Annotated in this window: 23 protein-coding genes; 16 read left to right on the forward strand and 7 right to left on the reverse strand. The window is 57.1% G+C overall.

Annotation, left to right across the window (positions count from 1 at the left end; genetic code table 11):
* The first annotated feature begins 156 nt into the window (after nucleotides 1-156).
* The 7 genes from ACL0K2_RS03750 to ACL0K2_RS03780 all read left to right on the forward strand — a co-directional run bounded on the left by ACL0K2_RS03750 (nucleotide 157) and on the right by ACL0K2_RS03780 (nucleotide 8,502).
* Entirely contained in the window at nucleotides 157-1,218 is a 1,062-nt protein-coding gene (locus ACL0K2_RS03750) for a glycoside hydrolase family 5 protein (RefSeq protein ID WP_045162681.1), read from the forward strand.
* A gap of 350 nt (nucleotides 1,219-1,568) precedes the next feature.
* Nucleotides 1,569-2,825, forward strand: coding sequence for a hypothetical protein (locus ACL0K2_RS03755; RefSeq protein WP_239609686.1), 1,257 nt, complete (start codon nucleotides 1,569-1,571; stop codon nucleotides 2,823-2,825).
* Nucleotides 2,785-3,669 carry a glycosyltransferase family 2 protein gene (locus ACL0K2_RS03760; RefSeq protein WP_413043796.1) on the forward strand — a complete coding sequence of 295 codons (885 nt, stop codon included), beginning with the start codon at nucleotides 2,785-2,787 and terminating at the stop codon, nucleotides 3,667-3,669. The genes ACL0K2_RS03755 and ACL0K2_RS03760 overlap by 41 nt, the downstream gene beginning before the upstream one ends.
* Nucleotides 3,659-4,420, forward strand: a complete 762-nt coding sequence (locus tag ACL0K2_RS03765) for a WecB/TagA/CpsF family glycosyltransferase (RefSeq protein WP_045162662.1) — start codon at nucleotides 3,659-3,661, stop codon at nucleotides 4,418-4,420. The genes ACL0K2_RS03760 and ACL0K2_RS03765 overlap by 11 nt, the downstream gene beginning before the upstream one ends.
* A 158-nt stretch (nucleotides 4,421-4,578) precedes the next feature.
* Nucleotides 4,579-5,610 (forward strand): GDP-mannose 4,6-dehydratase, encoded by a 1,032-nt coding sequence (gmd, locus tag ACL0K2_RS03770; protein WP_045162663.1) that lies wholly within the window; start codon nucleotides 4,579-4,581, stop codon nucleotides 5,608-5,610.
* A 307-nt stretch (nucleotides 5,611-5,917) separates the two neighbouring features.
* Entirely contained in the window at nucleotides 5,918-6,832 is a 915-nt protein-coding gene (locus ACL0K2_RS03775; protein ID WP_413043797.1) for a GDP-mannose 4,6-dehydratase, read from the forward strand.
* Nucleotides 6,833-7,413: 581 nt separating this feature from the next.
* Nucleotides 7,414-8,502, forward strand: coding sequence for a polysaccharide biosynthesis/export family protein (locus ACL0K2_RS03780; protein WP_045162665.1), 1,089 nt, complete (start codon nucleotides 7,414-7,416; stop codon nucleotides 8,500-8,502).
* A gap of 153 nt (nucleotides 8,503-8,655) precedes the next feature.
* Here ACL0K2_RS03780 and ACL0K2_RS03785 read toward each other — a convergent pair whose 3' ends face one another.
* The 3 genes from ACL0K2_RS03785 to ACL0K2_RS03795 form a co-directional block, all read right to left on the reverse strand.
* The gene (locus ACL0K2_RS03785) at nucleotides 8,656-8,844 is read right to left on the reverse strand and encodes a hypothetical protein (RefSeq protein WP_045162666.1); all 189 of its coding nucleotides are present in this window, start codon (nucleotides 8,842-8,844) and stop codon (nucleotides 8,656-8,658) included.
* Between the two features lie 386 nt (nucleotides 8,845-9,230).
* Complete coding sequence (locus tag ACL0K2_RS03790; RefSeq protein ID WP_413043798.1) at nucleotides 9,231-9,857, reverse strand: DUF5074 domain-containing protein; 627 nt, start codon at nucleotides 9,855-9,857, stop codon at nucleotides 9,231-9,233.
* Nucleotides 9,858-9,893: 36 nt separating this feature from the next.
* A complete protein-coding gene (locus ACL0K2_RS03795; protein ID WP_045162682.1) occupies nucleotides 9,894-11,105 on the reverse strand; it encodes a hypothetical protein in 1,212 nt (403 codons plus the stop codon).
* 491 nt (nucleotides 11,106-11,596) lie between these two features.
* Between ACL0K2_RS03795 and ACL0K2_RS03800 the strand changes: the two genes are divergently transcribed.
* From ACL0K2_RS03800 to ACL0K2_RS03825, 6 genes are all read left to right on the forward strand, one after another.
* Complete coding sequence (locus ACL0K2_RS03800; RefSeq protein ID WP_413043799.1) at nucleotides 11,597-12,658, forward strand: TRAP transporter substrate-binding protein; 1,062 nt, start codon at nucleotides 11,597-11,599, stop codon at nucleotides 12,656-12,658.
* 41 nt (nucleotides 12,659-12,699) lie between these two features.
* Complete coding sequence (locus ACL0K2_RS03805; RefSeq protein ID WP_045162669.1) at nucleotides 12,700-13,227, forward strand: TRAP transporter small permease; 528 nt, start codon at nucleotides 12,700-12,702, stop codon at nucleotides 13,225-13,227.
* A complete protein-coding gene (locus ACL0K2_RS03810; protein ID WP_045162670.1) occupies nucleotides 13,224-14,546 on the forward strand; it encodes a TRAP transporter large permease in 1,323 nt (440 codons plus the stop codon). The genes ACL0K2_RS03805 and ACL0K2_RS03810 overlap by 4 nt, the downstream gene beginning before the upstream one ends.
* Before the next feature lie 111 nt (nucleotides 14,547-14,657).
* Entirely contained in the window at nucleotides 14,658-15,926 is a 1,269-nt protein-coding gene (locus ACL0K2_RS03815) for an OprD family porin (protein ID WP_413043800.1), read from the forward strand.
* 365 nt (nucleotides 15,927-16,291) lie between these two features.
* Nucleotides 16,292-17,476 (forward strand): 4-hydroxybenzoate 3-monooxygenase, encoded by a 1,185-nt coding sequence (gene pobA, locus ACL0K2_RS03820; RefSeq protein ID WP_413043801.1) that lies wholly within the window; start codon nucleotides 16,292-16,294, stop codon nucleotides 17,474-17,476.
* Between the two features lie 64 nt (nucleotides 17,477-17,540).
* Entirely contained in the window at nucleotides 17,541-18,440 is a 900-nt protein-coding gene (locus ACL0K2_RS03825; RefSeq protein ID WP_239610564.1) for a helix-turn-helix domain-containing protein, read from the forward strand.
* A 724-nt stretch (nucleotides 18,441-19,164) separates the two neighbouring features.
* On the opposite strand, the gene ACL0K2_RS03830 is transcribed toward ACL0K2_RS03825, so the two are convergent.
* Nucleotides 19,165-19,293 carry a hypothetical protein gene (locus ACL0K2_RS03830; RefSeq protein WP_413043802.1) on the reverse strand — a complete coding sequence of 43 codons (129 nt, stop codon included), beginning with the start codon at nucleotides 19,291-19,293 and terminating at the stop codon, nucleotides 19,165-19,167.
* A gap of 465 nt (nucleotides 19,294-19,758) precedes the next feature.
* Between ACL0K2_RS03830 and ACL0K2_RS03835 the strand changes: the two genes are divergently transcribed.
* Nucleotides 19,759-20,067, forward strand: a complete 309-nt coding sequence (locus ACL0K2_RS03835; protein ID WP_413043803.1) for a DUF736 domain-containing protein — start codon at nucleotides 19,759-19,761, stop codon at nucleotides 20,065-20,067.
* 269 nt (nucleotides 20,068-20,336) lie between these two features.
* On the opposite strand, the gene ACL0K2_RS03840 is transcribed toward ACL0K2_RS03835, so the two are convergent.
* The 3 genes from ACL0K2_RS03840 to ACL0K2_RS03850 are packed head-to-tail and all read right to left on the reverse strand — an operon-like array spanning nucleotide 20,337 to nucleotide 23,712.
* Entirely contained in the window at nucleotides 20,337-21,239 is a 903-nt protein-coding gene (locus ACL0K2_RS03840; protein ID WP_413044432.1) for a plasmid partitioning protein RepB C-terminal domain-containing protein, read from the reverse strand.
* On the reverse strand, nucleotides 21,239-22,153 hold the full coding sequence (locus ACL0K2_RS03845) for a ParB/RepB/Spo0J family partition protein (RefSeq protein ID WP_413043804.1): 915 nt from the start codon (nucleotides 22,151-22,153) through the stop codon (nucleotides 21,239-21,241). Before ACL0K2_RS03845 ends, ACL0K2_RS03840 begins: the two co-directional genes overlap by 1 nt.
* On the reverse strand, nucleotides 22,150-23,712 hold the full coding sequence (locus ACL0K2_RS03850; RefSeq protein ID WP_413043805.1) for a recombinase family protein: 1,563 nt from the start codon (nucleotides 23,710-23,712) through the stop codon (nucleotides 22,150-22,152). Before ACL0K2_RS03850 ends, ACL0K2_RS03845 begins: the two co-directional genes overlap by 4 nt.
* A gap of 105 nt (nucleotides 23,713-23,817) precedes the next feature.
* On the opposite strand from ACL0K2_RS03850, the gene ACL0K2_RS03855 reads away from it, so the two are divergent.
* Nucleotides 23,818-24,171 (forward strand): hypothetical protein, encoded by a 354-nt coding sequence (locus ACL0K2_RS03855; protein WP_413043806.1) that lies wholly within the window; start codon nucleotides 23,818-23,820, stop codon nucleotides 24,169-24,171.
* Between the two features lie 129 nt (nucleotides 24,172-24,300).
* Nucleotides 24,301-24,546, forward strand: a complete 246-nt coding sequence (locus ACL0K2_RS03860; protein ID WP_413043807.1) for a DUF1652 domain-containing protein — start codon at nucleotides 24,301-24,303, stop codon at nucleotides 24,544-24,546.
* The last annotated feature ends 41 nt before the right edge of the window (nucleotides 24,547-24,587 follow it).

Below are 24,587 nucleotides of genomic sequence, written 5' to 3' on the forward strand. Positions count from 1 at the left end.
CGCATGCCGGCCTCACGAACAACAGCTTTTGCCACTCGTTGCTCCGCATCGACTACTCGTTCCCGTTCGCTCGCATTCGTTAGCGAACGGTGCGCGCAGGTTGCGCAGTCAATGCCAGCCCAGTTGCAGATAGTTCAATTGGAGATCAAGGTAAATATGACACGTTGCTTTCTTTCGCCCGTGCTTGGCGCGATACGGCTGGCTGCAGGCTTGGCACTGGTCAGCTGTGTATCGCTTGCGCAGGCTCAATCCAGCGAGAATAGCGCCGGTATCGACCTGATCGGCATCAATATGTCCGGCGCCAATTTCGCACCTCATATAACGCCCGGTAAGGTCGGCACTAACTATTTCTACCCGGAGGAAAAATACTTCAAGTATTACGCGGACAAAAATATCCGTTTGATCCGCTTTCCATTCATCTGGGAGCGCGTGCAACATGACCTATACAAAGGCGTGAACTTCGATCAGATCCGCCTGATTAGGCGCACTTTGGATTACGCGGCCAAGCATGGCCAGAAAGTCATTCTGGATATGCACAACTATGGCCGATACAAGGGCAACCTGATCGGCTCTCCCGAAGTGCCATACGAAGCCTACGCTAGCGTCTGGAGAAAACTCGCCGAAGAGTTCAAGGATCACCCCGCTCTGCTGGGCTACGACATCATGAACGAGCCCCACTCCACCAAGGGATTGTGGCCAGCTGCGGCACAGGCGGCGGTCGATGCGATCCGTCAGGTGGACATGAACACCCTGATCTTCGTGGAGGGCGACCGCTGGGCCAGCACTTTCCACTGGCGCAAGGTGAACGAGGACTTTCTGATCGAAGACCCCGCAGACAAGCTCATTTACGAAGGTCACCTGTACTTCGACAAAGACTTTTCCGGACGCTATGCAGCGGACGAAACCGTCAGCCCCATGTTGGGGGTGGAGCGAGTCCGACCTTTCGTCGAGTGGTTGCAGGAACACAACCTTAGAGGTTTCTTGGGTGAGTACGGCGTACCTGGCCATTCCGAGTCGATGCTGGTCGCCATGGATAAATTGCTCGGCTATCTCAACGAACACTGCATTCCCAGTGCCTATTGGGCCGGCGGCCCGGGTTGGGGCAAGTACGTCCTGGCCGTTGAGCCCATCGACGGTAACGACCGGCCGCAAATGGAGGTGCTGCAAAAGAACATCGCCAATAGCTGTACGGAATACGGACCGACGCCGCGGCCTTGATCGATGCCCAGCTACCCTATCCGCGTATCCGCCGTGGAGAAACGCGTAGCACCTCGGCGGTGTGACGGCAGTCAGAAATTTTTGGCAAAACTGGCAATCACACGCAACCCAACCACTAACCGGTTGTCCAACGTTTCGACCGAGCATCAGCGGATTAATGCGAGCGAAACTCGAATGACCCGCCTATCGAAGGAGTCTGGTTACCGACGGTTGCTGCGCGATGAAAGGCAGGCCGGTAACAGCGATACCAGGACGACGCATCGAAGCATCGGTACGACAACGTTCAATGGCTTGAGTTTGTTGCGGCGTAGTTGGTCTGGACAATGGAAAAGCACCTAAGGACCCAGGTGATGACAAACATCAGCTCAAGATTCTTTTATTTACCTTTGACGGTGTTGGCGCTCGTTCTACATTTCTCTGTATTCGGCGATAGCACGCACAACCCGATCGGATTCAAATTTCTCAACGAAGCCTATCTGGCGGTTTGCCTTGGTGCATCGTTGCTTCTCGTGCTCGCAGCTGCAGAGGATGCGTCCCGAGAATTGCGCGTTCTGATGTACTACGCCTTATATAGCGTTTTGGTATTTACTCTGCTGCCGGCGATATTCTCGTTCTATACGTTCGGCCAACCCATTGCTTACGGGCTTATCGAAGAACGAAGAATTTTGTTCGCTTTTGGTTTCGCACCTCTTTTATTGCTCGCGAAAAAACTGACGACCCGCCAGTTCGAGCATTCGCTCTTGGGCGCGGCGCTGCTGGCAGTATTTCTTTCATGGTGCTTCAAGTTCGGCCTGTTGCCTGATCTGCGCACAGAGCAAACAGCATGGGACCGTCCAGATCGCTCCTCCATAGGTCCCTTTCTGATTTGCTTTACCTACTTCTATTGCATTCAGACCTGGGCGAGAGGGAAGTCTCCGATCAATGGCGACAAGCGGGCGCGTAACCTCTATCTCATCATGGCCGCGATACTTCTCATGACGCTGGTTTTCGCAACGCAAACTCGCCAGCTTATTGTACTTTGCCTTGCTTTTACGCTTTTTTCTCTTAGGGCCAAGGCCATCATATGGGCCGCTTCACTCTGTATTATCTTATCGCCCTTCTATTTCTATCCAGAACTTCTCCAAACCTTGGGGCTGAACATCGAGTTCTATCAAAACAGTCTTGAAGGCGATGTAGACGATGGCGTGCGTCGTTACACGATCGCCGCCATATTCAATCATCTGGATCTGGTCAACTGGCTTCCCAGCGGTTCACTTTCGCTGATGTGGCAGGACGGCTTCATTCCTTATTTCGGTGAACATTTTTTCCTGTCGGACGTCGGGATCATCGGAACCATGTTCCGCTTCGGGTTTCTGACCTTCCTGGTGGTGCCAATGTCGCTGTTCATTTATCAGCGCATCGCCCGCAACATAAACCCGGACATGGGCTTCAATTACGCGGTCATGCTGGCGCTCTTCGTGATATGGCCACTCAGCGGCCTGTTCGAATACGCACAACCGATCGTTGTCATGCTTTTCGTTGTACATGCTTTACGCGCACGCCATCTTCGCAGCAAGGAACGAGTACATGAACGTCGCACTTATTCTCAACTACAAAGCTGCTACTGAAACTATCAGCTGCGCAGAAAGCCTGCTCACTCATTGCTCGACAATCGATCATATCGTCATCGTCGACAACGACTCCCAGGATGGGTCAGCCCTTGCCTTCCAGCAATGGCTGGATGAAAAGGCATATGCAAAGGTAACGTTGCTCTGCAATCCGGAAAATAACGGTTATGCCGGCGGCAACAATTATGGCTTGCGCTGGGCGATGGAAAATCTCCGGCCCACCTACTTCTGGGTTGTCAACAACGATACGTATGTCGACAGCGATGCTTTCTCGCCGTTACTCGAAGCGTTGCAGCGGGACGACCGCCAGTTCGTCGGTTCGCTCGTACTGAGCGCCGACACCGGGCGTTTGGAATGTTACGGCGGCGGAAAGCTGTACCCCATCCTGGGCAAGGCACGCCTGCTTGGAAAAAATCAGAGCCTCGAAGCACTGCAGCAGCAAAACCTCCAGCATGACCCCGATTACATAATGGGTTGCAGCCTCGCGTTTTCAGCGGCGCTGACGAAGGAGATCGGCCTGATGGACGAAAGCTACTTCATGTACTTCGAAGAAGTGGATTGGCAATACCGCGCCAGGCGCTTCGGTATCTCGATCAAGGTCATTCCAGAAAGCCGCCTGTTCCACTATGGCTCTCTCAGCTTGGGAAATCGCTCGGCTTTCTATCATTACTATCGCAACCGAGCGGCCACTCGCTTCAATAAGCGATTCTATGGACCGCTCTTCGCACTTACTTCCGCATTCTTGCTTTCAGCCGTTACAACGATAAAGGAATTCAGAAATCCCACCCTCGCCTGGTCGGGTATCAAGGGCGCTTTCAAGGGAGTAGCAATGAGTGTCAAGTGATACTAATGCGTTCGGAATAGACTTCTATTCCGGCAATAAGAAAACGTTATTGAGCTACATCCGAGAGGGTGTTAAGCAACCCTATTCATTTGTAGTAACGCCGAACGTGGATCACCTCGTTCAACTGGAGCATGACGAAGAGCTCCGAGATGCGTACGCCAAAGCCCGCTGGAGGCTCTGTGACAGCCGTATTCTTCTATCGTTGTTGGGACGCCTGGGTGTGCATCTGGACGAGGCCATTCCGGGCAGCGACCTGACCCTGGATATTCTCAAATGGGCCGACAAGGATCGCTTGCGCGTGGTTCTGATTGGTTCGTTGCAGTCGGAAGCCGACAAGCTGAGAGCCCTCTACCCCGGCATCGATCTGTATCACTACAACCCGCCGATGGGCTTCATCAAGAACCCCGAAGAAGTGCAGCGTTGCTTGCAATTCGTTCGGGAAAACCCGTCGGAACTGGTTCTGTATGCCGTAGGGACGCCGCGCGGAGAAGTTCTGGCCGCGGCGACTCAGTCTCATGAGCGTTCTGGCATGGGCTTTTGTATTGGTGCGTCCATCTCTTTTGCGACGGGCACCATCAAGCGTGCGCCGAAGTGGATGCGCGAATACAAGCTCGAGTGGCTTCATCGCATGTGCATGGAACCCCGCAGGCTGGCCAAACGTTATTGGATTGATGCGTTGTATATCGTGCCCGCCTTTCTACGGGAAAAAAGCTCGAGGCAAAAAGCCAGCCCCGCAAAGCAGGAGTCTTGATCGGATATCGAAGGGCTGCCAAAGGGCATGCCACCGTCGTTTCGTTATGTTGGTCGGCAACTAACGAAAAAAACTCGCGAATACTGCTTCGCTGCTGCTTTCCAGACAATAGCGAAGCAAGAGCAATTTCTAAAATCTAACCTCAAACAGGGAAGAACATGAAAGCAATCATCACGGGCATCACAGGGCAAGACGGCGCTTATCTGGCGGAGCTTCTGCTGGAAAAAGGCTACACCGTATATGGCACTTTTCGGCGTACCAGCTCGGTAAATTTCTGGCGAATCGAAGAGCTGGGTATCGACAAACACCCCAATCTGCATCTCGTTGAGTATGACCTTACCGACCTGTCCTCCAGCATCCGCTTACTTGAGAACAGCGGTGCAACCGAGGTGTACAACCTCGCGGCACAAAGTTTCGTCGGGGTTTCATTCGAACAACCGCTGACCACCCTGGACATCACAGGCGCAGGCGCTGTGAACCTGTTGGAAGCCATTCGTATCGTCAATCCGAAGATTCGCTATTACCAGGCCTCCACCTCGGAAATGTTCGGTAAGGTTCAAGCCATTCCGCAAGTGGAAACCACCCCCTTCTACCCTCGCAGTCCCTATGGCGTCGCCAAGCTCTACGCGCATTGGATGACCATCAATTACCGAGAGTCATACGACATCTTTGGTTGCAGCGGGATCCTGTTCAACCACGAATCGCCTCTGCGCGGCCGCGAGTTCGTAACCCGGAAAATCACCGATTCAGTGGCAAAGATCAAACTGGGTCAGCTGGATGTGCTCGAACTGGGCAACATCGACGCGAAGCGTGATTGGGGTTTCGCCAAAGAATACGTCGAAGGAATGTGGCGCATGCTGCAGGCCGACGAGCCTGACGTTTTCGTACTGGCGACGAACCGTACCGAAACCGTGCGTGATTTCGTGACCCTGGCATTCAAGGCAGTCGATACCGAACTGCGATGGGAAGGCAGCGGTGAGCAGGAGCAGGCTATCGACACGGCGACTGGCAAGGTCGTTATGCGGGTCAATCCAAAGTTCTATCGCCCAGCAGAAGTCGATCTGTTGATCGGCGACCCGCAAAAGGCCAAAGACGTGCTGGGCTGGGAACCCAAAACTTCGCTGGAACAGCTGTGCCGCATGATGGTGGACGCCGACCTGCGCCGCAACCAGCAGGGTTTTTCGTTCTAGGAAGGTTGATCGCCCACTGAGCGGAGCTGTACTGGATGCTTTAGTTGGGCACCGGCACACTCCGCCAGAGAACCGCGAAGGACACCGGACCTGTTCTCTGAGCTCACTTCCCCTGAACGATGGCCAGCTTGTTTATGCCAGCGATTCACGGTCGGCGCTGGCTTGAACTGATCAGAAAGATGAAAGGCGCCGTTCCAACGGCGCTTTGTAATCAGCCAGCCGACCGTAACCGGGACGCAACATCCCATGCCTATACCAGGGATAGATCGCTCCGCTGAAATTGGAATTTCATGCTATCGGGAAGAACATGCGTAAAGTGCTGATTACCGGCGTCACCGGTTTTACCGGCCGCTATATGGCAGAAGAATTCGCAGCCTACGGCTACGAGGTTCATGGCCTCAGCTATCGCCAACCCATGGGTGAACTGCCGATGGCGGTCTCAGCCATTCATTGCTGTTCGCTGAACGACACCGAGACGCTGCGAGCACTGTTGACGGAAATACGGCCCACCTATGTTGTCCATCTGGCCGCCGTGTCTTTTGTCGCACATACCGATGCGGACGCGATCTACAACGCCAACCTGCTCGGCACTCGTCACCTGCTCGAAGCGCTACGCACAACAGCTACCGGCCTGGAAGGCGTGCTCCTGGCCAGCAGTGCGAATGTCTATGGAAACGCTACCGAAGGCGTACTGGACGAGTCTTCACCTTTTGCTCCGGCCAACGATTACGCTGTGAGCAAAGCAGCAATGGAGTACCTGGCGCGACTATACGTTGGGCGGTTGCCGTTGATTATCAGCAGGCCGTTCAATTACACGGGGGTTGGTCAGGCTGAGCAATTCCTCATCCCGAAAATCGTCGCGCACACACGTCGTCGCGCCGATGTTATCGAACTGGGGAATCTGGATATCGCCCGCGACTTCTGCGATGTCCGTCAGGTTGTACAGGCCTATCGACGACTGTTGGAAACCCCCGCCGCAATCGGCGAAACGGTCAATATCTGCTCGGGTTCTGCGTATACGCTCGAATATGTTCTTAAGCAGGCGGCCGCCATATCCGACCACCGAATGGAGGTCAGGGTTAATCCAACCTTCGTGCGCAGCGCTGATGTAAAAAATCTGTTCGGCTGCAGAACCAAGCTGGACTCGCTTATCGGCGACCTTCCCCAGATAGAACTGAAGGATACCTTGCGCTGGATGATCGAACAGCCATTGGAGGATTAATACTTTTTTTCAATAACAGCGGCGTTGCCGAGGGCCTAAGGGCATTGCGATTGGTTATAACAGAGCGGGTATCTTCGATCCTTTTTAAGCTCGACTGATACGAGCATCGAATGGCGTACGGTTATTCATAAGCCTTACTTCTCCGCTTATTTGCATGCGTGCCGCAACCGCGTCCCAGGGTGAAAAGAAACGAATTGCCGTTCTAGACGCTCTCATCGCTTAGCACCACAAATGCTTGCTACATCAATGCCTGATTTGTGCGCATTGCCTTGAACCCCCGAGAAACGGAGCGGTCTATGGCTACGGTGAGCGGCAAGCGCCTGTTGCAGTCTCGTGAAAGCGCTAAGCAGGTTGACTGAAGCCTGTCAGTAACTCTTCCGAAACAGGTCTCACATCGAGTCATGACGTACGACTTCCAGCGCTTTGCGGTAGCGGCATCAGGAGAAGCAGATATTGAATCGTTTTTGCACTTTCGAAAAACCGATTGTTGATAGACGAATCAATTTCGCTCGTTCCTTCAGTTCCAAGTGAATCTGCTGTTTCACTTCGTAAAACAACTATTCCGTCAAGGATGAAGAACCATGAAACCATTATTTGCTCTCGCTTTCTCTTCCGTGCTGGTGCTCCAGGGATGCGTGTTTTCGCCTGGCCAACACCTTGATCCGGATGAATTCAAGGACGGTGCGGTATCAGAAGACGGTACTGTACAGCTGATTCGCATCACTCCCGATATGCTCAAGGGCGAGCTGTCCTCGGACAGGGGCACCTCCAGCAAGCAGGAACTGATCGACTACAAACCGGAGGCGTACCGTATCGGCGCCAACGATCTTCTCTATATAACCGTATGGGATCATCCGGAGCTGACAGCACCGTCCGGTCCGCAGCAGCAACTCGATGCCAACGGGCGCCTGGTTCGCCCTGATGGCACCCTGTTCTACCCCTACATCGGCACCGTCAACGCTGCGGGCCGTACTATTGAAGAACTGCGAACCGACATCGCACGCCGCCTCGCCAATTACATTGACAGCCCACAGGTGGACGTTGCATTGCTGCGTTACGGTAGCCAGCGCGTAGTCCTGTCCGGCGCGTTCAATACGGCTGGCGAAGTACCAGTCACCACCGCCCCGATTACGCTGGTCCAGGCCATCGGCCAGGCCGGTGTAGACACCGAGACCGCTGACCTGTCCAGCCTGATCCTCAAGCGTGACGGTCGCGAGTACATGCTTAACCTCGACGACCTCAACCGTCCAGATTCCTGGCTGAACCAGGTCTACCTGAAAGACGGTGACCAGCTTCACCTGCCCTACAACGACCAGAAGAAGATCTATGTGCTCGGTGAAGTCACCCAGCCACAGGCGCTCAGCTTCAAGGCCTCGAGCTTCAATCTGATGGATGCCATCGGTACTGCAGGCGGCATTCGACAGGATACGGCTGACGGCGAAGCGGTCTATGTCATCCGTGGCGCAGAGAACATCGCCACCGAGAAAGCCAAGGTATTCCAACTGAACGCGGCCTCCCCCACCGCCTTCGCCCTGGCCAAAAGCTTCCCGCTCCAGCCGCAGGATGTGGTGTTCGTAGGGCCGGCCGGAATCACTCGCTGGAACCGTTTCATCAGCCAGCTGTTGCCGTCGGCCACCGTGGTCGGTACCGGTGCGGCGTTCAACCGCTAATGACGTGAAAGGCATCAGGTCCAGCGCGGCCTGAGAAAAAGAACCGCAGCCAGCCCCTTGGGCGGCTGCGGTTTTTTATTTCCGTCCACATCCCGTGTGATGCCCGAGCCAGTGAGCTTGTGCCATCAGCATTGAGTGAACGGCATCAACTGCCTATTCGGTCGGGATAGTTGGGTCATCTTCAAACATGTCGATGTCTTCATCGGTGAGCTCCGGCTCCTCGGGGTCGGACATCGGGGCATCATTGATGCTAGCGCCGTCCGGATCCCCGGGCAGGGGCGCCTGCGCGTCAGGATCGTTCGCCGCCTGTACTTCAGTAAACATCATGGATTCGACTTGCATGCTTCACCTCGCAGTGAGGCTCTCGATGAGCCTCTGCAAATTTCGAACGGTGAAGCCGCGATTGGTGCTGAACCTTCAGTCGGAACAGCGAAGCGCGTAATCAGCCGCAACCGCCTTCCGTATGACATCAGCGCGGCCTTGCGGTAGGCGCAAGCTGAAACACACGGACACACGAGGACATCCTGAACCAGCACCCGATGCCCTATTCGCCTCCACCGAGAACGCCATCAGGAGCGCGCCGAAACCAACTCGATTACGAGTGTCCTGCAGCAGTGGCAGGACGCCGGAAGGCCGTCTGGCTTTCCGGCTGTAACCTGCGCTTTGTCGATAACGCTCATCCAGGCAAGGCATGGGCCAACGCATAGGCCATTGCAACCAGCGAGACGTCAGGTCGGGCGGTCAACGGCTCTTAATTTGCCGCTTGGGCCACCGCCGCAGAAGAAGCGGCCCGTGCCATCGTATTCGAGCCCGGATACGCCGACACCCTCAGGCATTTCGACGGCGTCCAGCACGTCGCCTGTGGCCGGGTCGATGCGCCTCAGCTCGCTCTGGCCTTCCTCCCAAACTCCGTGCCAGAGTTCCCCGTCGGCCCAGGTGACGCCTGTGACGAAACGGTTGGACTCGATGGTTCGAAGAATGGCGCCTGTTTGAGGATCGAGTTGATAGATCTTTCGCCCGCGATACTGGCCAACCCAGAGCGTCCCTTCTGCCCATGTCAGGCCCGATGCATCTCCAGGTGCCGTAATGGTGGCACGCACTGTGCCGTCCGTGGGATCGACTTTATGAATGAGGTCGCCCGATATCTGGTACAGGTACTGGCCGTCGAATGCCGTTCCGGCATCCGAGCAGACATCGATCGAACGCAGGGTTTCGCCGGTTGATGGATCGAGCGCATGCAGTTTGTCTCCGCTTGCAAACCAGACGTGCTGGCCATCATAGCTGACGCCATGCACGCTCTCGATGCCATCGAAGGGTCCGTATTCTCGTGCGATGTGTGCTGCTGATCGGTTCATGTGTCCATTCCTCCTTAACAGGTGGGAAGATCCTAGTCACATCATCACGGAAACGGGGAGTAACAAGATCGGCGCGAAACCAGGCGTGTGCGACGTCATCCAGCGCCGCGACCTACCGCTACCGAATGATTGCACGCTACCGACCGTCGCCAACGAGTCCAATGCTCGTTGCACGCTGCGCTGGCTGGTTCCGAGCGCAAGGGCAAGCGCGGAACTCGACCAGGACTCACCGTCAGCCAAGCAGGCGAGCACGGCCGTGTGTTTCTCTTCGGCGGGGCGTGTCAGCACAGCGACCTCGTCCGTCGCAAGCGGCGCGAGCACGAATCCCCGCTTCGTTGCAGTCACGCCAACCAGCCCCAACAGCAATGCTCGAAGACGCCCGATCTCCACACGCAACCGAGCCCTGTGCGACTCATCGACGGCCCGGGCCCGGAATGCTCGTTCAATCAAGGTGCGTCGCGATACGTCTGCCGGCCAGGCTTCTCCCAGCACGCGGATCAGCTCGAACAGCACAGGGCGTTTGATCAAAGAAATGCTCGCATTGCCTTTACACACGATATGACGGCATGCGTCCACAACGACCATGCCTGACGTCAGTACCTGTTGCACTTCGTCCAGCTGCACCAGTCGGTCGTCGCGCTGCGTAGTCAGCCGTGCGACCGGCTTGCTCAATGCAGCGGAGGCGCGTTGCAGCTCCGCACTCAGAGCGGGAATGCATGCTCGGCTCGCCGCATCCTCGGCTCGTGCCAGCGCCCTGCGCGCGCTATCGACCTGAAGACGCCGGAGCGCTATGGCTGCAACGACCAGCTCATGGATCGCCTTGGACGCGGGTCCAAGTACTGCCGAATCCAGTGCGGCCAGAGCGCATTCAGCGTCGTCCATGCGGCCGATCAGAACCAACCGCCGAAGCTCGATCAAACGCGCGTGCGCGGCGTTCGGCCAATCTCCATGCGCTTCGAGTGTCGCTCTCGCGTCGTCGAGCCTTTGCGACGGCCAGCCCAGATCGCGTGAAGCAAGCGCGATCTCGGCTTCGGCGACAACGCACCGGGCGCGGGGCACCGCCTCTTCGAAGCCGAAGGCGGCGTCACGCAATAGGGCCTTCGCTCGCACGAAATCCCCGAGTTGTGCCATTGCGATACCCCGAAGCGCAAGCGCTGCCGGATCGTCGCACAACGCGACCCTTTTGAGAGCGCCAAGTGGATCGCCAGATGCAAGTGCCTGCGCCGCGGCTTTCCTCAGAGAATCCATCCGCATCCCGTCCACACCTATATACCTCGAGGCTCCGATCGATCTGTCTTCCAGTGTCGATGACAGATCCTCCTTTTGATCCGAAGGACAACAAACCCATCGCTAGGAGTGGGCGGCCCCTCGCGGGCAGTTAACTGGCAGACGTTGCAGTCACTCTCATCGATGTCGATCTGCCCCAATGAGCCTAGCCGCTCCACGGAATTTCCATGCGCTGATAGTAGTAGCCACAGTTATGCAGCCCGGCAATGGGCCGGCAAACACAGCGTCCCATCGCTCGCACAAGGCTGACGCCTTCTATTAGAAGCTGGCCGTTAAGCCGAACGGCAAGGATGCCGTTCGATAATCGCACAGTAAGCAGCATGCCCGATTGATTGCGCAGACCGGAGCTTGCACGATTCATCGGCGATACGAGCCGCTGTCCGCCAAGGCGAGCCTTGCTCCCTTCCAGACACGCCGTTCGAACATAACAATGAATAAAAAAGGATGACGTGATGCTCAAGCTCCCCAAAACGCTGCTGTCCATGTTTGCGCTCGGGTCCCTCATGCTGAACGGCGCGGCCCATGCCGATGAACCAGTAGTCACCCTGAAACTGGCCCACTTCCTGCCCGCGCATTCGGTGACCCAGGCGCAATTTCTCAAACCTTGGGCGGAACGCATCACCCAGCAGTCCAACGGACGCATTCAGTTCCAGTTCTATCCTTCTATGCAGCTCGGCGGCACACCACCGCAGCTGGTCGATCAGGTTCGCGATGGCGTAGCCGACATCGTCTGGACCTTGCCTGGCTACAGCAGCGGCCGCTTTCCGCTCACCGCGGCGTTCGAACTGCCCTTCATGAGCAGTTCCTCGGAAGCCAGTAGCCAGGCCATGTGGGACTTCATTCAAAGACATGGACAGGACGAATTTGCCGACATGCACCTGTTGGCCACGCATCTGACTGATGGTGCCCTCGTGCATACGACGAAAAAGCCTATTCATACTTTGAAGGATTTCCGCGGCCAGAAGCTGCGCGCAGCCAACCGCACCGCCGCCAAGACCATCGGGCTGCTCGGCGCTACGCCTGTGGCGATGCCCGTCCCGCAGGTTCCCGAAGCCCTGTCCAAAGGCGTTGTGGACGGTGCGGTGCTGCCATGGGACGTAGTCCCTGCGCTCAAACTGCACGAACTGGTCAGGTACCACACCGAAACCGCTGCTGGCACCCCGGCGCTGATGCACACCGCGCTGATCGTCGGGATGAACCAGGACACCTACAACAATCTGCCCGCTGATCTGAAGCAGATTATCGATGCCAACAGCGGTCGCGAACTCTCCCGCGAAGCTGGACGCATCTGGGACAACCAGGTGGTGGAAACGGGCCACAAGCTGGCTCAGTCGCGCAATAACGAAATCTACATACTGCCCCCGGAGGAGCAGGCCAAGTGGGTTCAGGTTACCAGCAAGGTCAGTGAAGACTGGATCAATGAAGTTGAAAGCAAAGGCTACGAGAACGGCAAAGCGCTGCTGGAAGAAGCTCGCCAACTGATCGAGCAATACAACGCCCAGCTATCCCACTGATCGATACAGGCAGTACCGACGGTGCTGCCCTGGAGAGTTACATGAGCGAACCCATTGCCCAGGTTGCCCCGGCGCCTGCGGATCCCCTTGGCCGCCTGCTCGACGTGCTGTCGCGCTTGCTAGCCATCGTAGGCGGCCTGGTGCTAGTAGCGATGACATTGATGGCGACCTACAGCATCGCCATGCGCGCGCTTTTCGACGAGCCGCTGCTCGGCGACGTCGAGCTTGTGCAGATGAGCTGCGGCATCGCTATCGTCTTCTTTCTGCCGCTGTGCCAGCTGCGACGCGGCAATGTCATTGTCGACGTATTCACCCTGCATGCTTCGGCACAGGTGCGCAACGGTCTTGACGCCCTGGGCGGCTTGTTGATGGCGCTGACCGCGGCGGTGCTGGCCTGGCGCTCGGTAGTCGGCACCGTCGATGCCTACGGCACCGGCGAGGAATCGATCATCATGGGCTTGCCGATCTGGTGGTCGATGACCGCCTTCGCCCCTGGTTTCGCCCTGCTGGCGCTGGTGGCGCTGTACACCGCGTGGCAGGATTTTCGCGGTAAGGGCCAGTCCATATGAGCAGTGTTGAAATCGGTGGACTGTTTCTCGCTATCCTTCTGGTGTTGTTGGTGGCACGCATCCCGATTGCCATCGCCATGCTGCTGACCGGTGTCGGCGGCTACGTTGCCATCAGCGGCTGGCCACCATTGCTGAGCTACCTGAAAACGGTCGCCTATGCGCGATTCACCGTTTATGACCTTTCGGTCATTCCTCTCTTCCTGTTGATGGGCCAGTTCGCCTCACGCGGCGGCTTGGCGACAGGGCTGTTCCGCGCCGCTGCGGCGATGATCGGCCACTGGCGCGGCGGCTTGGCGATGTCGGCAGTCGGCTCCTGCGCGGCCTTCGGCGCAGTCTGTGGTTCCTCCATTGCCACCGCCGCGACCATGGGCCAGGTCGCCCTGCCCGAACTCAAGAAGTACAACTACTCCGGCTCGCTGTCGGTGGGCTGCCTGGCCGCCGGCGGCACCCTGGGAATCCTCATCCCGCCGTCGGTCGTCTTAGTGATCTACGCCATCCTCGCCCAGGAAAACATCTCGTCGCTGTTCATGGCGGCGTTCATTCCCGGTGTGCTGGCGGCGATCGGCTATATGGTCGCGATCGCCATTTACGTGAGGATGAATCCAGACGCCGGTCCGGCACAGCCCCGCATGAACTGGCGCCAACGCCTGGCCGCGCAGAAAGGCGTATGGCCGGTATTCTTGATCTTTGTGCTGGTACTGGGTGGCATCTATGGCGGCTGGTTCACCCCCACCGAGGCCGCAGCGATCGGCACCGTCGGCACCGGTATCTTCGCCGTCGTGCTCGGCGGGATGCGCTGGGCGGGCTTCAAGGAAGTGCTCTACGGCACAGCGGTAACCACCGCAATGATCTTCATGATCCTGCTCGGCGCCGACATCATGAATTCCTTTCTCGCTATTTCGCAGCTCCCGGTAGCGCTAGCCGAGGCCATCACCAACAGCGGCGTCGGGCCGTTCGTGGTGCTCGCCGGGATCCTCATTCTGTACCTGATCCTCGGCTGCGTGATGGACACCATGTCGATGATCCTGTTAACCATCCCGATTTTTTTCCCGCTGATCATGGGCCTCGATTTCTATGGGCTGGACCAGACCGAGAAGGCCATCTGGTTCGGCGTACTGGCGCTGATGGTGGTGGAGATCGGCATGATAACGCCGCCGGTGGGAATGAATGTCTACGTCATCAGCAGCATGGCCCGCGACGTGAGCCTGCGCGATGCCTTCCGCGGCGTGGTGCCCTTCCTGATCTCCGATGTCCTGCGTGTGGTGGTCCTGGTGCTGTTCCCCTCCATCACACTCTGCCTTGTGCGGTGGCTGTCATGACGCCACCCGACTAACCGGATTGCCGCCAGCGGCGGCGTATCACTCCCCCTCGCTTTGAAGCATCCGCGACTGCGGCGGGGAGCCCTCAACCTTGAAAAAGGGATAACAACAATGAAGCACCTGAACCACAACACCCGAGCAGACCGCATCCTGGTCCCGACGTTGCTCGCGGCATCCATTGCCGCCCTCGCCCCGCTGGCCGCCAGCGCCGAAGGCTTCGTCGACGACACCAAGATCACCGTCAATGCGCGCAACTTCTACATCGGCCGCGAATTCCGCGACGATTCGATCACCGACCGCAGCAAAGCCGAGGAATGGACCCAGAGCTTCATACTCAACATCCAGTCCGGCTATACCCCGGGCCCGGCCGGCTTTGGCGTTGACGTGCTCGCCGGTCTGGCGGTCAAACTCGATGGCGGTGGCGGTACCTACGGCACCGGCTTGCTGCCGCGTCATAGCGATGGTCGTCCGGCCGATGATTTCGGTCGTCTGGGCGTCGCGGCGAAAGCCAAGTTTTCCAATACCGAGCTGAAAATCGGCGAAATGATGCCGGTACTGCCGATCCTGCGCGCCGACGACGGCCGTTCGCTGCCGCAGACCTTCGAGGGCGGCATGGTCACCTCGCGCGAAATCGATGGCCTGACCCTCAGCGGCGGTCAGTTCCGTCAGAACAGCCCGCGCGACGACGCCAGCATGGAAGACATGAGCTACGGCGGTGGCGTCTCCGACCGCTTCAACTACCTGGGTGGCGAATACGCCTTCAATGAAAAGCGCACCACCGTAGGGTTGTGGACTGCCGAGCTGAAGGACGTCTACGAACAGCAGTACGTTCAGCTGCTGCACACTCAGCCGTTGGGCTCCGACCTGGCCCTGACCGCCAACCTGGGCTACTTCCAGGGGGACGAGGACGGCAGCGCGCTGGCAGGCGAGCTGGACAACAAGACCTACTCCGGTCTGTTCGGTCTGAAAACTGGTGGCAACACGTTCTACGTCGGCCTGCAGAAAGTCAGCGGCGATACCGGCTGGATGCGCGTCAACGGCACCAGCGGCGGCTCGCTGGCCAACGATAGCTTCAACAATTCCTACGACAACGCCGGCGAACGCTCCTGGCAGGTGCGTCACGACTATAACTTCGCCGCCATGGGTGTGCCGGGTCTGACCCTGATGAACCGCTACATCAGCGGCGACAATATCAAGACCGCCGCCGACGACGATGCCAAGGAATGGGGCCGCGAAACCGAACTGGCCTACACCGTCCAGAACGGCCCGGCGAAGAACCTCAACATCAAGTGGCGCAACTCGAGCTTCCGCTCCCAGGCCAACACCCGTGACCTGGACGAGAACCGCCTGATCTTCAACTACCCGATCTCCATCTTGTAAGCGGCATCCACCACGCTGGACGCAACGCTCCTCGCTCCTGTTGCGGAAACTTTCGCCCGTCCTCGTGACGGGCTTTTTTATAGGACCGTTACCGAGTCGCTTATGCAAATCACTTGACTGCAACACACGGCGGCAGCGACCTGAAGGATGAAGCCCCCTTTGGTTGAGTGCAGTCATATCAGCTCGACATCGGCCGTAGTCGGCTCAAGGGCCGTAACGAGCCTGTCCGATTACCGAACGCAGTTTATAAAAGTCCAAGTTAAAGCCGGGTATGGCCATTAACTTGGGCCCGTCGGTGCAGCAAGAATGTCCGTCATCTCGAATCAATAGGCGCAACACGCGCGAACAATAACGAGAGGCCATTCATGAGAACCAATGTTGCCATCATCGGCGCAGGCCCGTCCGGCCTATTACTCGGCCAGCTCTTACATAAGGCAGGCATTTCTAATGTGATCATCGAGCGCCAGAGCGCGACCTATGTGCTGGGTCGCATCCGTGCAGGAGTGCTTGAGCAGGGCTTGGTCGATCTGATGCACGAGGCCGGTGTTGCCGAACGCATGGACCGCGAAGGAATTGTCCACGAAGGTGTCGAGTTGGCCTTCGCTGGACGACGCGAACGGATCGATCTGAAAACTCTTACGGGTGGAGATACGGTCATGGTCTACGGCCAGACCGAAGTGACCCGAGACCTGATGGTCGCCCGTCGCGACAGCGGTGCCCCGGCGTTCTACGAAGCGAGCGACGTGCAGCTACACGATCTGAAATCCGATGCGCCCTATGTCACCTTCACGCACAACGGCGAACAGCTGCGTCTGGACTGCGACTACGTCGCCGGATGCGACGGGTTTCACGGCGTCTCGCGCAAGACCATCCCCAGCTATGCCTTGGAAATCTTCGAGCGGGTCTATCCGTTCGGCTGGCTAGGGCTGCTCAGCGATACGCCTCCGGTGCATGAAGAGCTGATCTACGCCAACCATGAGCGCGGCTTCGCCTTGTGCAGCATGCGCTCCACCACCCGTTCACGCTATTACCTGCAAATAGGTCTGGATGAACATGTGAAGGACTGGTCGGATGAGCGTTTCTGGAAAGAGCTCAAGTGCCGTCTACCTGAAGATATCGCCGCCCAGTTGGTGACCGGCCCCTCGCTGGAAAAGAGTATCGCCCCGCTGCGCAGTTTCGTGACCGAACCCATGCAATACGGCCGGCTGTTCCTCGTCGGCGATGCCGCGCATATTGTTCCACCCACCGGCGCGAAAGGATTGAACCTCGCGGCAAGCGATGTCAGCACGCTGTACCGGATCCTCTGCAAAGTATTCCAAGAAGGTCGACACGACCTCGTCAGCCGCTATTCACCTATCTGCCTGCGGCGCGTATGGAAAGCCGAACGCTTCTCCTGGTGGATGACCTCGTTGCTGCATCGCTTCCCGGATACCGACGGTTTTAGTCAGCGCATCCAGCAGAGCGAGCTGGAGTACTACACCAGTACCGTCGCCGGGCTGACCAGCATCGCGGAAAACTACGTAGGCCTGCCCTATGAGCCGATCGAGTGACCCGGCAGGCTGGGCAGTGCCTGCTGGCGGTGCTAGCGTCAACGCTTTGCGCAGAGGCCACGTCATGGAAGCCCGTCCGGCGAGCGTTCCGGTGTTCAAGCTCTACGGTGACCGTCTTGAGTGGACCGCACCGGATCTACTGCATTGCGAATCGATCCCAGAGCGCAGTCGCCTGCACGATTGGGAAATCAAGCCCCATCGGCATGGCGATCTGGTGCAATTGCTGTACGTTCGCAGCGGCTGGGCCGTGATCGAGATTGAAGGAGCGCAAACCCGGCTGGAACATCCGGCAATTCAAGTAGTGCCGCCGCTGTGCATCCACGGTTTCCAATTTTCCGACCAAATAGAGGGCTATGTCATCACATTGGCAGCTCCGTTGGCCAGGGTGCTCGAGGAACAGCTCGCCGCACCCCAACCCATTCTCGCTACGGCCGCCCTCCACCCCATCGGCGATGATCTGCAATATCTCGATGGGCTCTTCGAAGCCATCAATCGCGAATACCTTTGCCCAGCCCCAGCACGGGAACTGCAGCTTCACTCGCTGATCGGCCTTGTCGTAACCTGGTTGCGGCGACAGGCACATGATCGGCAGCGGGAGCGCCCATTGCCCGGACTGGACCATCTGCAGGCATTTTCTGCGTTGGTCGAGGCACACTTTCGCGAGCAGCTCTCTATTGAGCAGTATGCGCACCGCATCGGCATCACGCCTGCACACCTGAACAACCTGACACGTCGGTTCGCTGGTTGTACCGCACAGCAGGTAATCCATCAACGTTTGCTGCTCGAAGCAAAACGACAGCTGCTCTACACCGCACTCAGTGCCAAACAGATCGCCGAAGGACTCGGATTCTCGGAGGCGGCCTACTTTTCCCGGTTCTTCAAGCGCCTCATGGGGCTATCCCCCCAGGCGTTCCGTAAGCAGGATCGGTCTGAGCCGTCCCTATCATCGGATACAGGGCTCTGACCGGCCATCGAGCGCAGGCCACGCTAGGGCTTCACGCCTCAACAGCAAGATCGACGCTGGCGATAACGAGGAAAGAGGCCGGATTAAAGTCCCGTAAAAACCGTCTAAAACGAAAAAGGCCAGCTCATCTCTGAACTGGCCTAAATCGTGAAGTTTTTTGGTCGGGACGGAGTGATTCGAACACTCGACCCCTTGCACCCCATGCGGGTTACTTGAAAAGTATCTTATTGATTTAAATGCAATTTTATCGGCGCCCTACTGCAATCAGCGCCCTACTCTGTTCGACGATGTTCAACTGATCCCCGCAAAAGTCCCACCGCGGATCGACAGGGCTGCAACACAAGGGCTCCACTGGACCCTAACGACCTAACTGATAGGTCAACGAGCCGATTACCTCGATTCCCTCCGCAGGTGACGTCGAGCTGAGCAGATGTACCGATACCAAGAACGATGACGGCCAGGTCGACCGCAACGTCAATGTGTCCATACTTGCGAAGATGTGATCGATGAGAATGACACCCGCAAGCAGATCCCGTCTGAGAAAATGGCGAGTTCCGTCGTCACATCAACGATCTGAGTACCCAGATCGCCACCGCGGTCGAGGAGCGAACTGCCGTGGCCGAGGAGATCAACCGGAACATGGTCGCCGTGCGGCATGTCGTCGACGTCATCTGATGCCTGACAAGGGAAATGGGCATTAGCAACGCGAATTGACCCTCTTATCTCACGGCATCTTGAAGTCACGTGCCGCGTGCTCGACGATACCGAGCGCCGCCAGAGCGGTGCCCAGATCGAGCGGCGGCTGCAAGAAATCGCCGTCGCCCGGCATGATCCGGTGGAAGCTATTGTTCAATGCGCTGGTCGGCTAAGCGACGAGGCGCCAGTTACTGAAATCCGGTCCACGCCTGAACTGGCTGTGCTTGGTTGAGCCTCTCACGTAAACGCACGACGCTATACCGAGCGCCAACGTCAGATCCAGCGATTGACAGCCGGAAATATCGTCAGCGGGACAAGGGCTATGGCTGCGTGAATCCCTTAACTGTGGCTGATGGCTCGAGCCGGCCAATGCCCCTGTTCGGGCGGTCACCCATGCGTCCTTGACACGTCGTGAATCCTGACGGGATCGGGCCTAGGCCCGCAACCGTTCGCCCCAAACATTTTCCCCGCCGGCGAGCGGCTTCCTCGCGCGACAAAATGTTCGGGGCTCACGGTCCTCCTCTACGCTTCGGCTGCATCGCAGTGCGTTCGGCTCTCACCCGTCGACCGGTTCACAACAAGGACGCGATGGGCGCGACCTTGAATCCGAAAGGAGCACATCATGGCCATCATCGGCACCTTTACCACCTCCAAAGACGGCTTCACCGGCACCCTACGCACCCTCGCGTTCCAGGCCAAGGTGAGCTTCGTTCCAAACACCAAGAGCAGCGAGAACGCTCCCGACTATCGCATCCTGGCTTCCGGCGGATACGAGATCGGCGCTGCCTGGGAGAAGCTCAGCCAGGCGGACCGACCTTACCTGTCGGTAAGCATCGATGATCCGGCTTTGCCTGCCACGGTCTACGCCAACCTCATCGAAGGCGAGGATGGTACCCACACGCTCATATGGAGCCGCAGCAAAATCGACTGACCGCACCGGGCGCCCCTTCAATGGGGCGTCCTTGGGCGATGCAGCTATACAGCCCGAAACCAGCTCATGGGTCCTTCGGATGTGCGCGAAGCACGACGGTGGTGGTCTTTTCCACTCGGCAACCCATCCACAAAGATGAACGTTAGAGCGTGAGTTCTCAGTCGAACCCCCTGAGAAGTTTGCGACGTTCCCTAGCCCATACTTCAATACGATACGATGAGCTTCGCATTGCCAATGCAACCGCGTTACGCGGCAAAGACAAACTCAGTTTATTCACGCTCAAGATGGCGTGCGTCTGATGAGATCGCTTCCATGATCGAAACCATCTCTTCCAGCAGGTCGGCATGATATTGCCGTAAATAACCGGCGATTGCGTCGTTTCTCAGGATTCTGAGCAGGTATCCCTTTGCAACGACTAGTACCAGCATGGTCTCGCCCAGGGTGTCTTCGACCTGCTTATAATCATGTTGCAGGTTTTCCATTTCGCGCTCCATGCGCGCGATGTCAAGCGCATTGGTCTCGGTAAACGGCTTTTTCTTGTCGACCAGCATCTCAGGACGTGTTGCGGCAAAAACCATTTGCGCGTAGCTCAGCGTGAAGCAGTTAGCCGAAATCATCATCTCCGCCGTTTCTATCTGACGCATCGGTTTCATTTTCCGTAAAACTCGAAAGACGCCTTGGGCAACCATCTTAACCTTGAGCATATCGGCGACCTCGGGCGCGATACCCTCCAGCAGGCTCCGGCGGTGATGGATTCGATCGACGTTCACACCGAGCACGCGCGCAATCCGTTCCGGCTCGATCCCCTTCTTGAGGGCGGCTAGAACCATTTTGTGTTCCTGTATAGGTGTTAACCTGTTTATTTGGCGGTTGTACGTGAATCCTTCGTCGTCAGTAGATATCAAGCACAGGGCGTCCGTGCCCCCCAGCTCTTTGAGCGCCTCCAAACGAAGATGTCCATCGAGCAAAATGTAGGAAGCGATACCTTGACCGCTCACAGGTTGAGGATGTACGGCTAACGGCTCAACGACGCCGAGCTCACGGATCGAGCTAAGGATGGTCGCGAATTTCTTGCTGCCTTGAACGCTCTTGTCCACCTGCCGTGTCGGGAGGATTCGATCCAAAGGAATCGCGACGACTTGCTGTTCAAACGCCTGCTTCACCAGTCCCATCATTTCACCTCGCCGTTAATACGATCCGCTAAAGGTCGCGGCATGTCCTGAATATCCTGGTTACGCAGTAACGCGGCGAAGTAGTCGTCTGCCAGCAGCTTTTTAACTGCTGTTACGATGATCAGCAGGCGCTGCTCGTTGATATCGGCCTTCTTAATCATCACCTTCTGACGTCGAACTTCGGCCTGGTAGGTGTTGAGAAGCTTCTGTGGTGTGGTCGGTCGTTCGACGTGCACGTGTTGTCCGTACCGTTTGCCAAGTGCATGGCGCCTATCGACGAGTCGGCGCACCTTAATCAACTGTTCCCCTTTTAGAACACCCGTCTCATAGGCCTCGATCATTGCTTGTTGAATTTCCGCATCATCGGAACGGGCTATCTCAGTGGCGATCTTGATAGGTAGCCAACCTTTCTCAACAGCCGAAATCAAGCGTTCCTCACCCTGGCGGAGCAGAAGAAGAATGCAGTTGATGTACGTTGGGTCGAGGCTTGTCTTGCCCGCGATCTCTTTGGCTGAATACCCTCTCTCCGAGAGAATCTGAATGGACATGAGCAGATCACGATTGGAGTGTTTTCTGCGGGCAAGATTTTCCACCAGGCTGATCAAGAAGCGGTCCGCCTCGCTTGCAGAAACCACGATGCAAGGAATGCTCGACTCGCCCAAAGCTTGGAACGCCTCGAAACGTCCTTGGCCGCAGACGACTTCGAACTGTTGTTCACCTCCGTCCTTGGTACAGGTCACGGTGATAGGCCGTTTGAGCCCGATCATCGCGATGTTTTCTACCAGCCTGGCAAAGACCTGCTTGTTGCGAACCCGGGGATTGAGCACTCTGATTCGATCAAGCGGAATGAGCCTGATCGTCGAGGCATCGGAGATATGGAGCGCCGCCTTCCCCGTCGGTGCGGAAGTCGTCATGCTGCCGTCCTATACGGACAGCGACGCGATAATTGGGAAAGGATCTCCAAAGTATCGAAGCGGTAGATTTCCACGTCGGCCTGATTGTTCTCCGATACACGCAGTTGCGAAGTAGTCATGTCCACGGTGGGGAGAACGTAATAGTCCAGAGCGCTCTCTTCGCCCTCACTCATGCGCACGGCAACCGTTAGGTCGGGGTTCAGCCCCGAATCGAAGCGGATCTTCCACCGTCTGGAGCCAGCGGGCGTTAACTGGCATCTACATAGAACTATCGAAAGCTTTATTTCCTGGTTGATCGATAGCATGCCGGATTCACGCTCGACATCGACCCGCCCGCCAACCGCTCTGATCTGGTCAATCGTCTGCTGCAATAGACCCGGATGCCGTTGGCGAAGCCTCCTATTGGCTTCCAGGTAACGATAGTCGCGACTAGGCGTGTAACCGATTAACGAATAACAGCGCAGCAGACTGCCGAACCGATACTGGTAGGCGCTGCTTGATGGACACCCTTCAGCTTCGTCGATGACCAATCCTGATAGGCATCCACTGCGCTCCCTGATGCTGCGCAATAGCCGAAGCATTTCCTCGTCTGGCATACGGTATGAGCGCGCGGCAATTATTTCTCTGGCGGCTCTAAAAAGGAGCTCACTAATTATTGGACGATAGGCCCCGTCAGCCCTGACCCAATGCTCGGGTCTGTTTCGCGTCCGCGTCTGCTTGAGCTTGAAAGAGGTACGATTCCAAACGTTGTTGCCGATGTATTTCTCGTTGATAAGCACTTGGTGGACCGCACCGCGAGACCAGGGGCGGGAGAGATCGGTCAGGATGGACCGGCTATTTAACCAATTAGCAATTTCCCGTTCGCTTCTGCCCTCGTCCACAAATAGTCGGTATATCTGTTGGACTACCTCAACCTCCTGTTTTGGTCCGGGCACTAGTACCACTCGGTCAGTCTGGATACTTTTGTGCTCGCCGGGGGACAGCTCGTATTTGGGCAATCCCGCACCGTCGATCAGTTGTCGCCGCAGGCCATACCCTGCAGTCCCGCCCTGCCGGTAGCCCAACTCGATCAACCGAGACTGTCCGGCGAACACCTTTACCGAAAGCTCCCGGCTGTACTCGCCGGCCATCATTCGTTTGACGCTTTTTATGATGTTAGAAACGGGAGAACCGTCGTTGCAAAACTGCTCGGCACAGTACTGCACTGAGACACCCATTTGGCGACAGCGGACCTCGTAACTTGCACTTATATCCGGGTCTTGAAACCGGCCCCAGCGACTAACGTCATAGACCAGGATGGTCGCAAAGCCTGAATGCCCGCTTTCCACGTCACAAAACAATTGCTTAAGTGCGTCCCGCCCCTCAAGCACGAGGCCGCTTTTGCCTGCGTCGGTGTAAATCTTGGCTATCTCTAACGAGTGAGCTGCCGCGTATAGCCGAATGGTGTCCAGCTGATTCTCGGTCGAATACTGCTGATGCTCGGTCGACATTCGGACATAAGCCGCCGCCAGTAGTGGGCGGGTTGATGTATACGCAGCTTCGCCAGCATTTCCTATCATCGACAACTCGCTCCCCACAAAGTCATCGTCTCGATCAGGCGGGATTACTCCAGTCGGCTCGAGCCGTTCACACCGTTAAAACGATAGAAGAAGGAGGCCGGAAAAATGTTTACGAAAACGGGCAATCATTTTCTTAGTCACGAGCGGTACGCACAGAATCTGGCGTTAGCGCTTCGTGGCGAGCTCGGGTCAACTCATCAGGCCACAAAAACGCTGATGCGCTGGACCAACGCCAATGAGCGGACGGTGAAGAACTGGATGGCGGGTTCCAGCGGTCCCAGAGGTGAGCATCTAATTGCGTTGATCAAACACTCCGACGTCGCGCTTGCAATGATCTTGTCATTGGCCGATCGGCCCTTCGCGAACACGGTTCTCGAACTGCCTTTATTGCGCAAGCGACTGCAAGCCGCGGTAGAAGGCATCGATGCCTTCCTATACTTGGGCGGAATTCAGGTCTGAATGCATTGGCGAGTTCAGCCATATGCGGGATGCGTGATACGCGAACGAGTCACATCCTGGCCCGGCCGAGCTTTACCGACCTGCCTGTGTTGCTACCGCGCGGCGCTTGGAAAACCCGGAGGTTTATCCATGATTACGAGGCGCCAATCGTTGAGCGCACGCACCGAGCTGGAGCGGGTGTTCGCCCCCTTTGCATGCCATTTCCGCTGCGAACAGTCGAGTGTCAGGCTTCGAGTGTATGAGCGAGAAACGGGGCGGACTCAGCTCATCATTGCAGGGATACTGCTTTCCCAGATTGCGACGAGCCAAAACGTAGCCAAGCTGGTACCCGAACTAAGGCATGAGTTCGACGGGTCGGTATTCAAAGATGGTTAACCTGGTTGCACCTGCGTAGTAAGTGCGATTCGTATTCCGGT

The organism is Pseudomonas sp. YJ42 (assembly GCF_047225135.1).
Classification (GTDB): Bacteria; Pseudomonadota; Gammaproteobacteria; order Pseudomonadales; family Pseudomonadaceae; genus Stutzerimonas; species Stutzerimonas stutzeri_E.

Excerpts from the sequence above, each read along its gene's own strand:
- ACL0K2_RS03750 (WP_045162681.1), top strand. The coding sequence starts at position 157 with ATGACACGTTGCTTTCTTTCGCCCGTGCTTGGCGCGATACGGCTGGCT.
- ACL0K2_RS03755 (WP_239609686.1), top strand. The coding sequence starts at position 1,569 with ATGACAAACATCAGCTCAAGATTCTTTTATTTACCTTTGACGGTGTTG.
- ACL0K2_RS03760 (WP_413043796.1), top strand. The coding sequence starts at position 2,785 with ATGAACGTCGCACTTATTCTCAACTACAAAGCTGCTACTGAAACTATC.
- gmd (WP_045162663.1), top strand. The coding sequence starts at position 4,579 with ATGAAAGCAATCATCACGGGCATCACAGGGCAAGACGGCGCTTATCTG.
- ACL0K2_RS03775 (WP_413043797.1), top strand. The coding sequence starts at position 5,918 with ATGCGTAAAGTGCTGATTACCGGCGTCACCGGTTTTACCGGCCGCTAT.
- ACL0K2_RS03780 (WP_045162665.1), top strand. The coding sequence starts at position 7,414 with ATGAAACCATTATTTGCTCTCGCTTTCTCTTCCGTGCTGGTGCTCCAG.
- ACL0K2_RS03785 (WP_045162666.1), bottom strand. The coding sequence starts at position 8,844 with ATGCAAGTCGAATCCATGATGTTTACTGAAGTACAGGCGGCGAACGAT.
- ACL0K2_RS03790 (WP_413043798.1), bottom strand. The coding sequence starts at position 9,857 with ATGAACCGATCAGCAGCACACATCGCACGAGAATACGGACCCTTCGAT.
- ACL0K2_RS03795 (WP_045162682.1), bottom strand. The coding sequence starts at position 11,105 with ATGGATTCTCTGAGGAAAGCCGCGGCGCAGGCACTTGCATCTGGCGAT.
- ACL0K2_RS03800 (WP_413043799.1), top strand. The coding sequence starts at position 11,597 with ATGCTCAAGCTCCCCAAAACGCTGCTGTCCATGTTTGCGCTCGGGTCC.
- ACL0K2_RS03805 (WP_045162669.1), top strand. The coding sequence starts at position 12,700 with ATGAGCGAACCCATTGCCCAGGTTGCCCCGGCGCCTGCGGATCCCCTT.
- ACL0K2_RS03810 (WP_045162670.1), top strand. The coding sequence starts at position 13,224 with ATGAGCAGTGTTGAAATCGGTGGACTGTTTCTCGCTATCCTTCTGGTG.
- ACL0K2_RS03815 (WP_413043800.1), top strand. The coding sequence starts at position 14,658 with ATGAAGCACCTGAACCACAACACCCGAGCAGACCGCATCCTGGTCCCG.
- pobA (WP_413043801.1), top strand. The coding sequence starts at position 16,292 with ATGAGAACCAATGTTGCCATCATCGGCGCAGGCCCGTCCGGCCTATTA.
- ACL0K2_RS03825 (WP_239610564.1), top strand. The coding sequence starts at position 17,541 with ATGGAAGCCCGTCCGGCGAGCGTTCCGGTGTTCAAGCTCTACGGTGAC.
- ACL0K2_RS03835 (WP_413043803.1), top strand. The coding sequence starts at position 19,759 with ATGGCCATCATCGGCACCTTTACCACCTCCAAAGACGGCTTCACCGGC.
- ACL0K2_RS03840 (WP_413044432.1), bottom strand. The coding sequence starts at position 21,239 with ATGGGACTGGTGAAGCAGGCGTTTGAACAGCAAGTCGTCGCGATTCCT.
- ACL0K2_RS03845 (WP_413043804.1), bottom strand. The coding sequence starts at position 22,153 with ATGACGACTTCCGCACCGACGGGGAAGGCGGCGCTCCATATCTCCGAT.
- ACL0K2_RS03850 (WP_413043805.1), bottom strand. The coding sequence starts at position 23,712 with ATGATAGGAAATGCTGGCGAAGCTGCGTATACATCAACCCGCCCACTA.
- ACL0K2_RS03855 (WP_413043806.1), top strand. The coding sequence starts at position 23,818 with ATGTTTACGAAAACGGGCAATCATTTTCTTAGTCACGAGCGGTACGCA.
- ACL0K2_RS03860 (WP_413043807.1), top strand. The coding sequence starts at position 24,301 with ATGATTACGAGGCGCCAATCGTTGAGCGCACGCACCGAGCTGGAGCGG.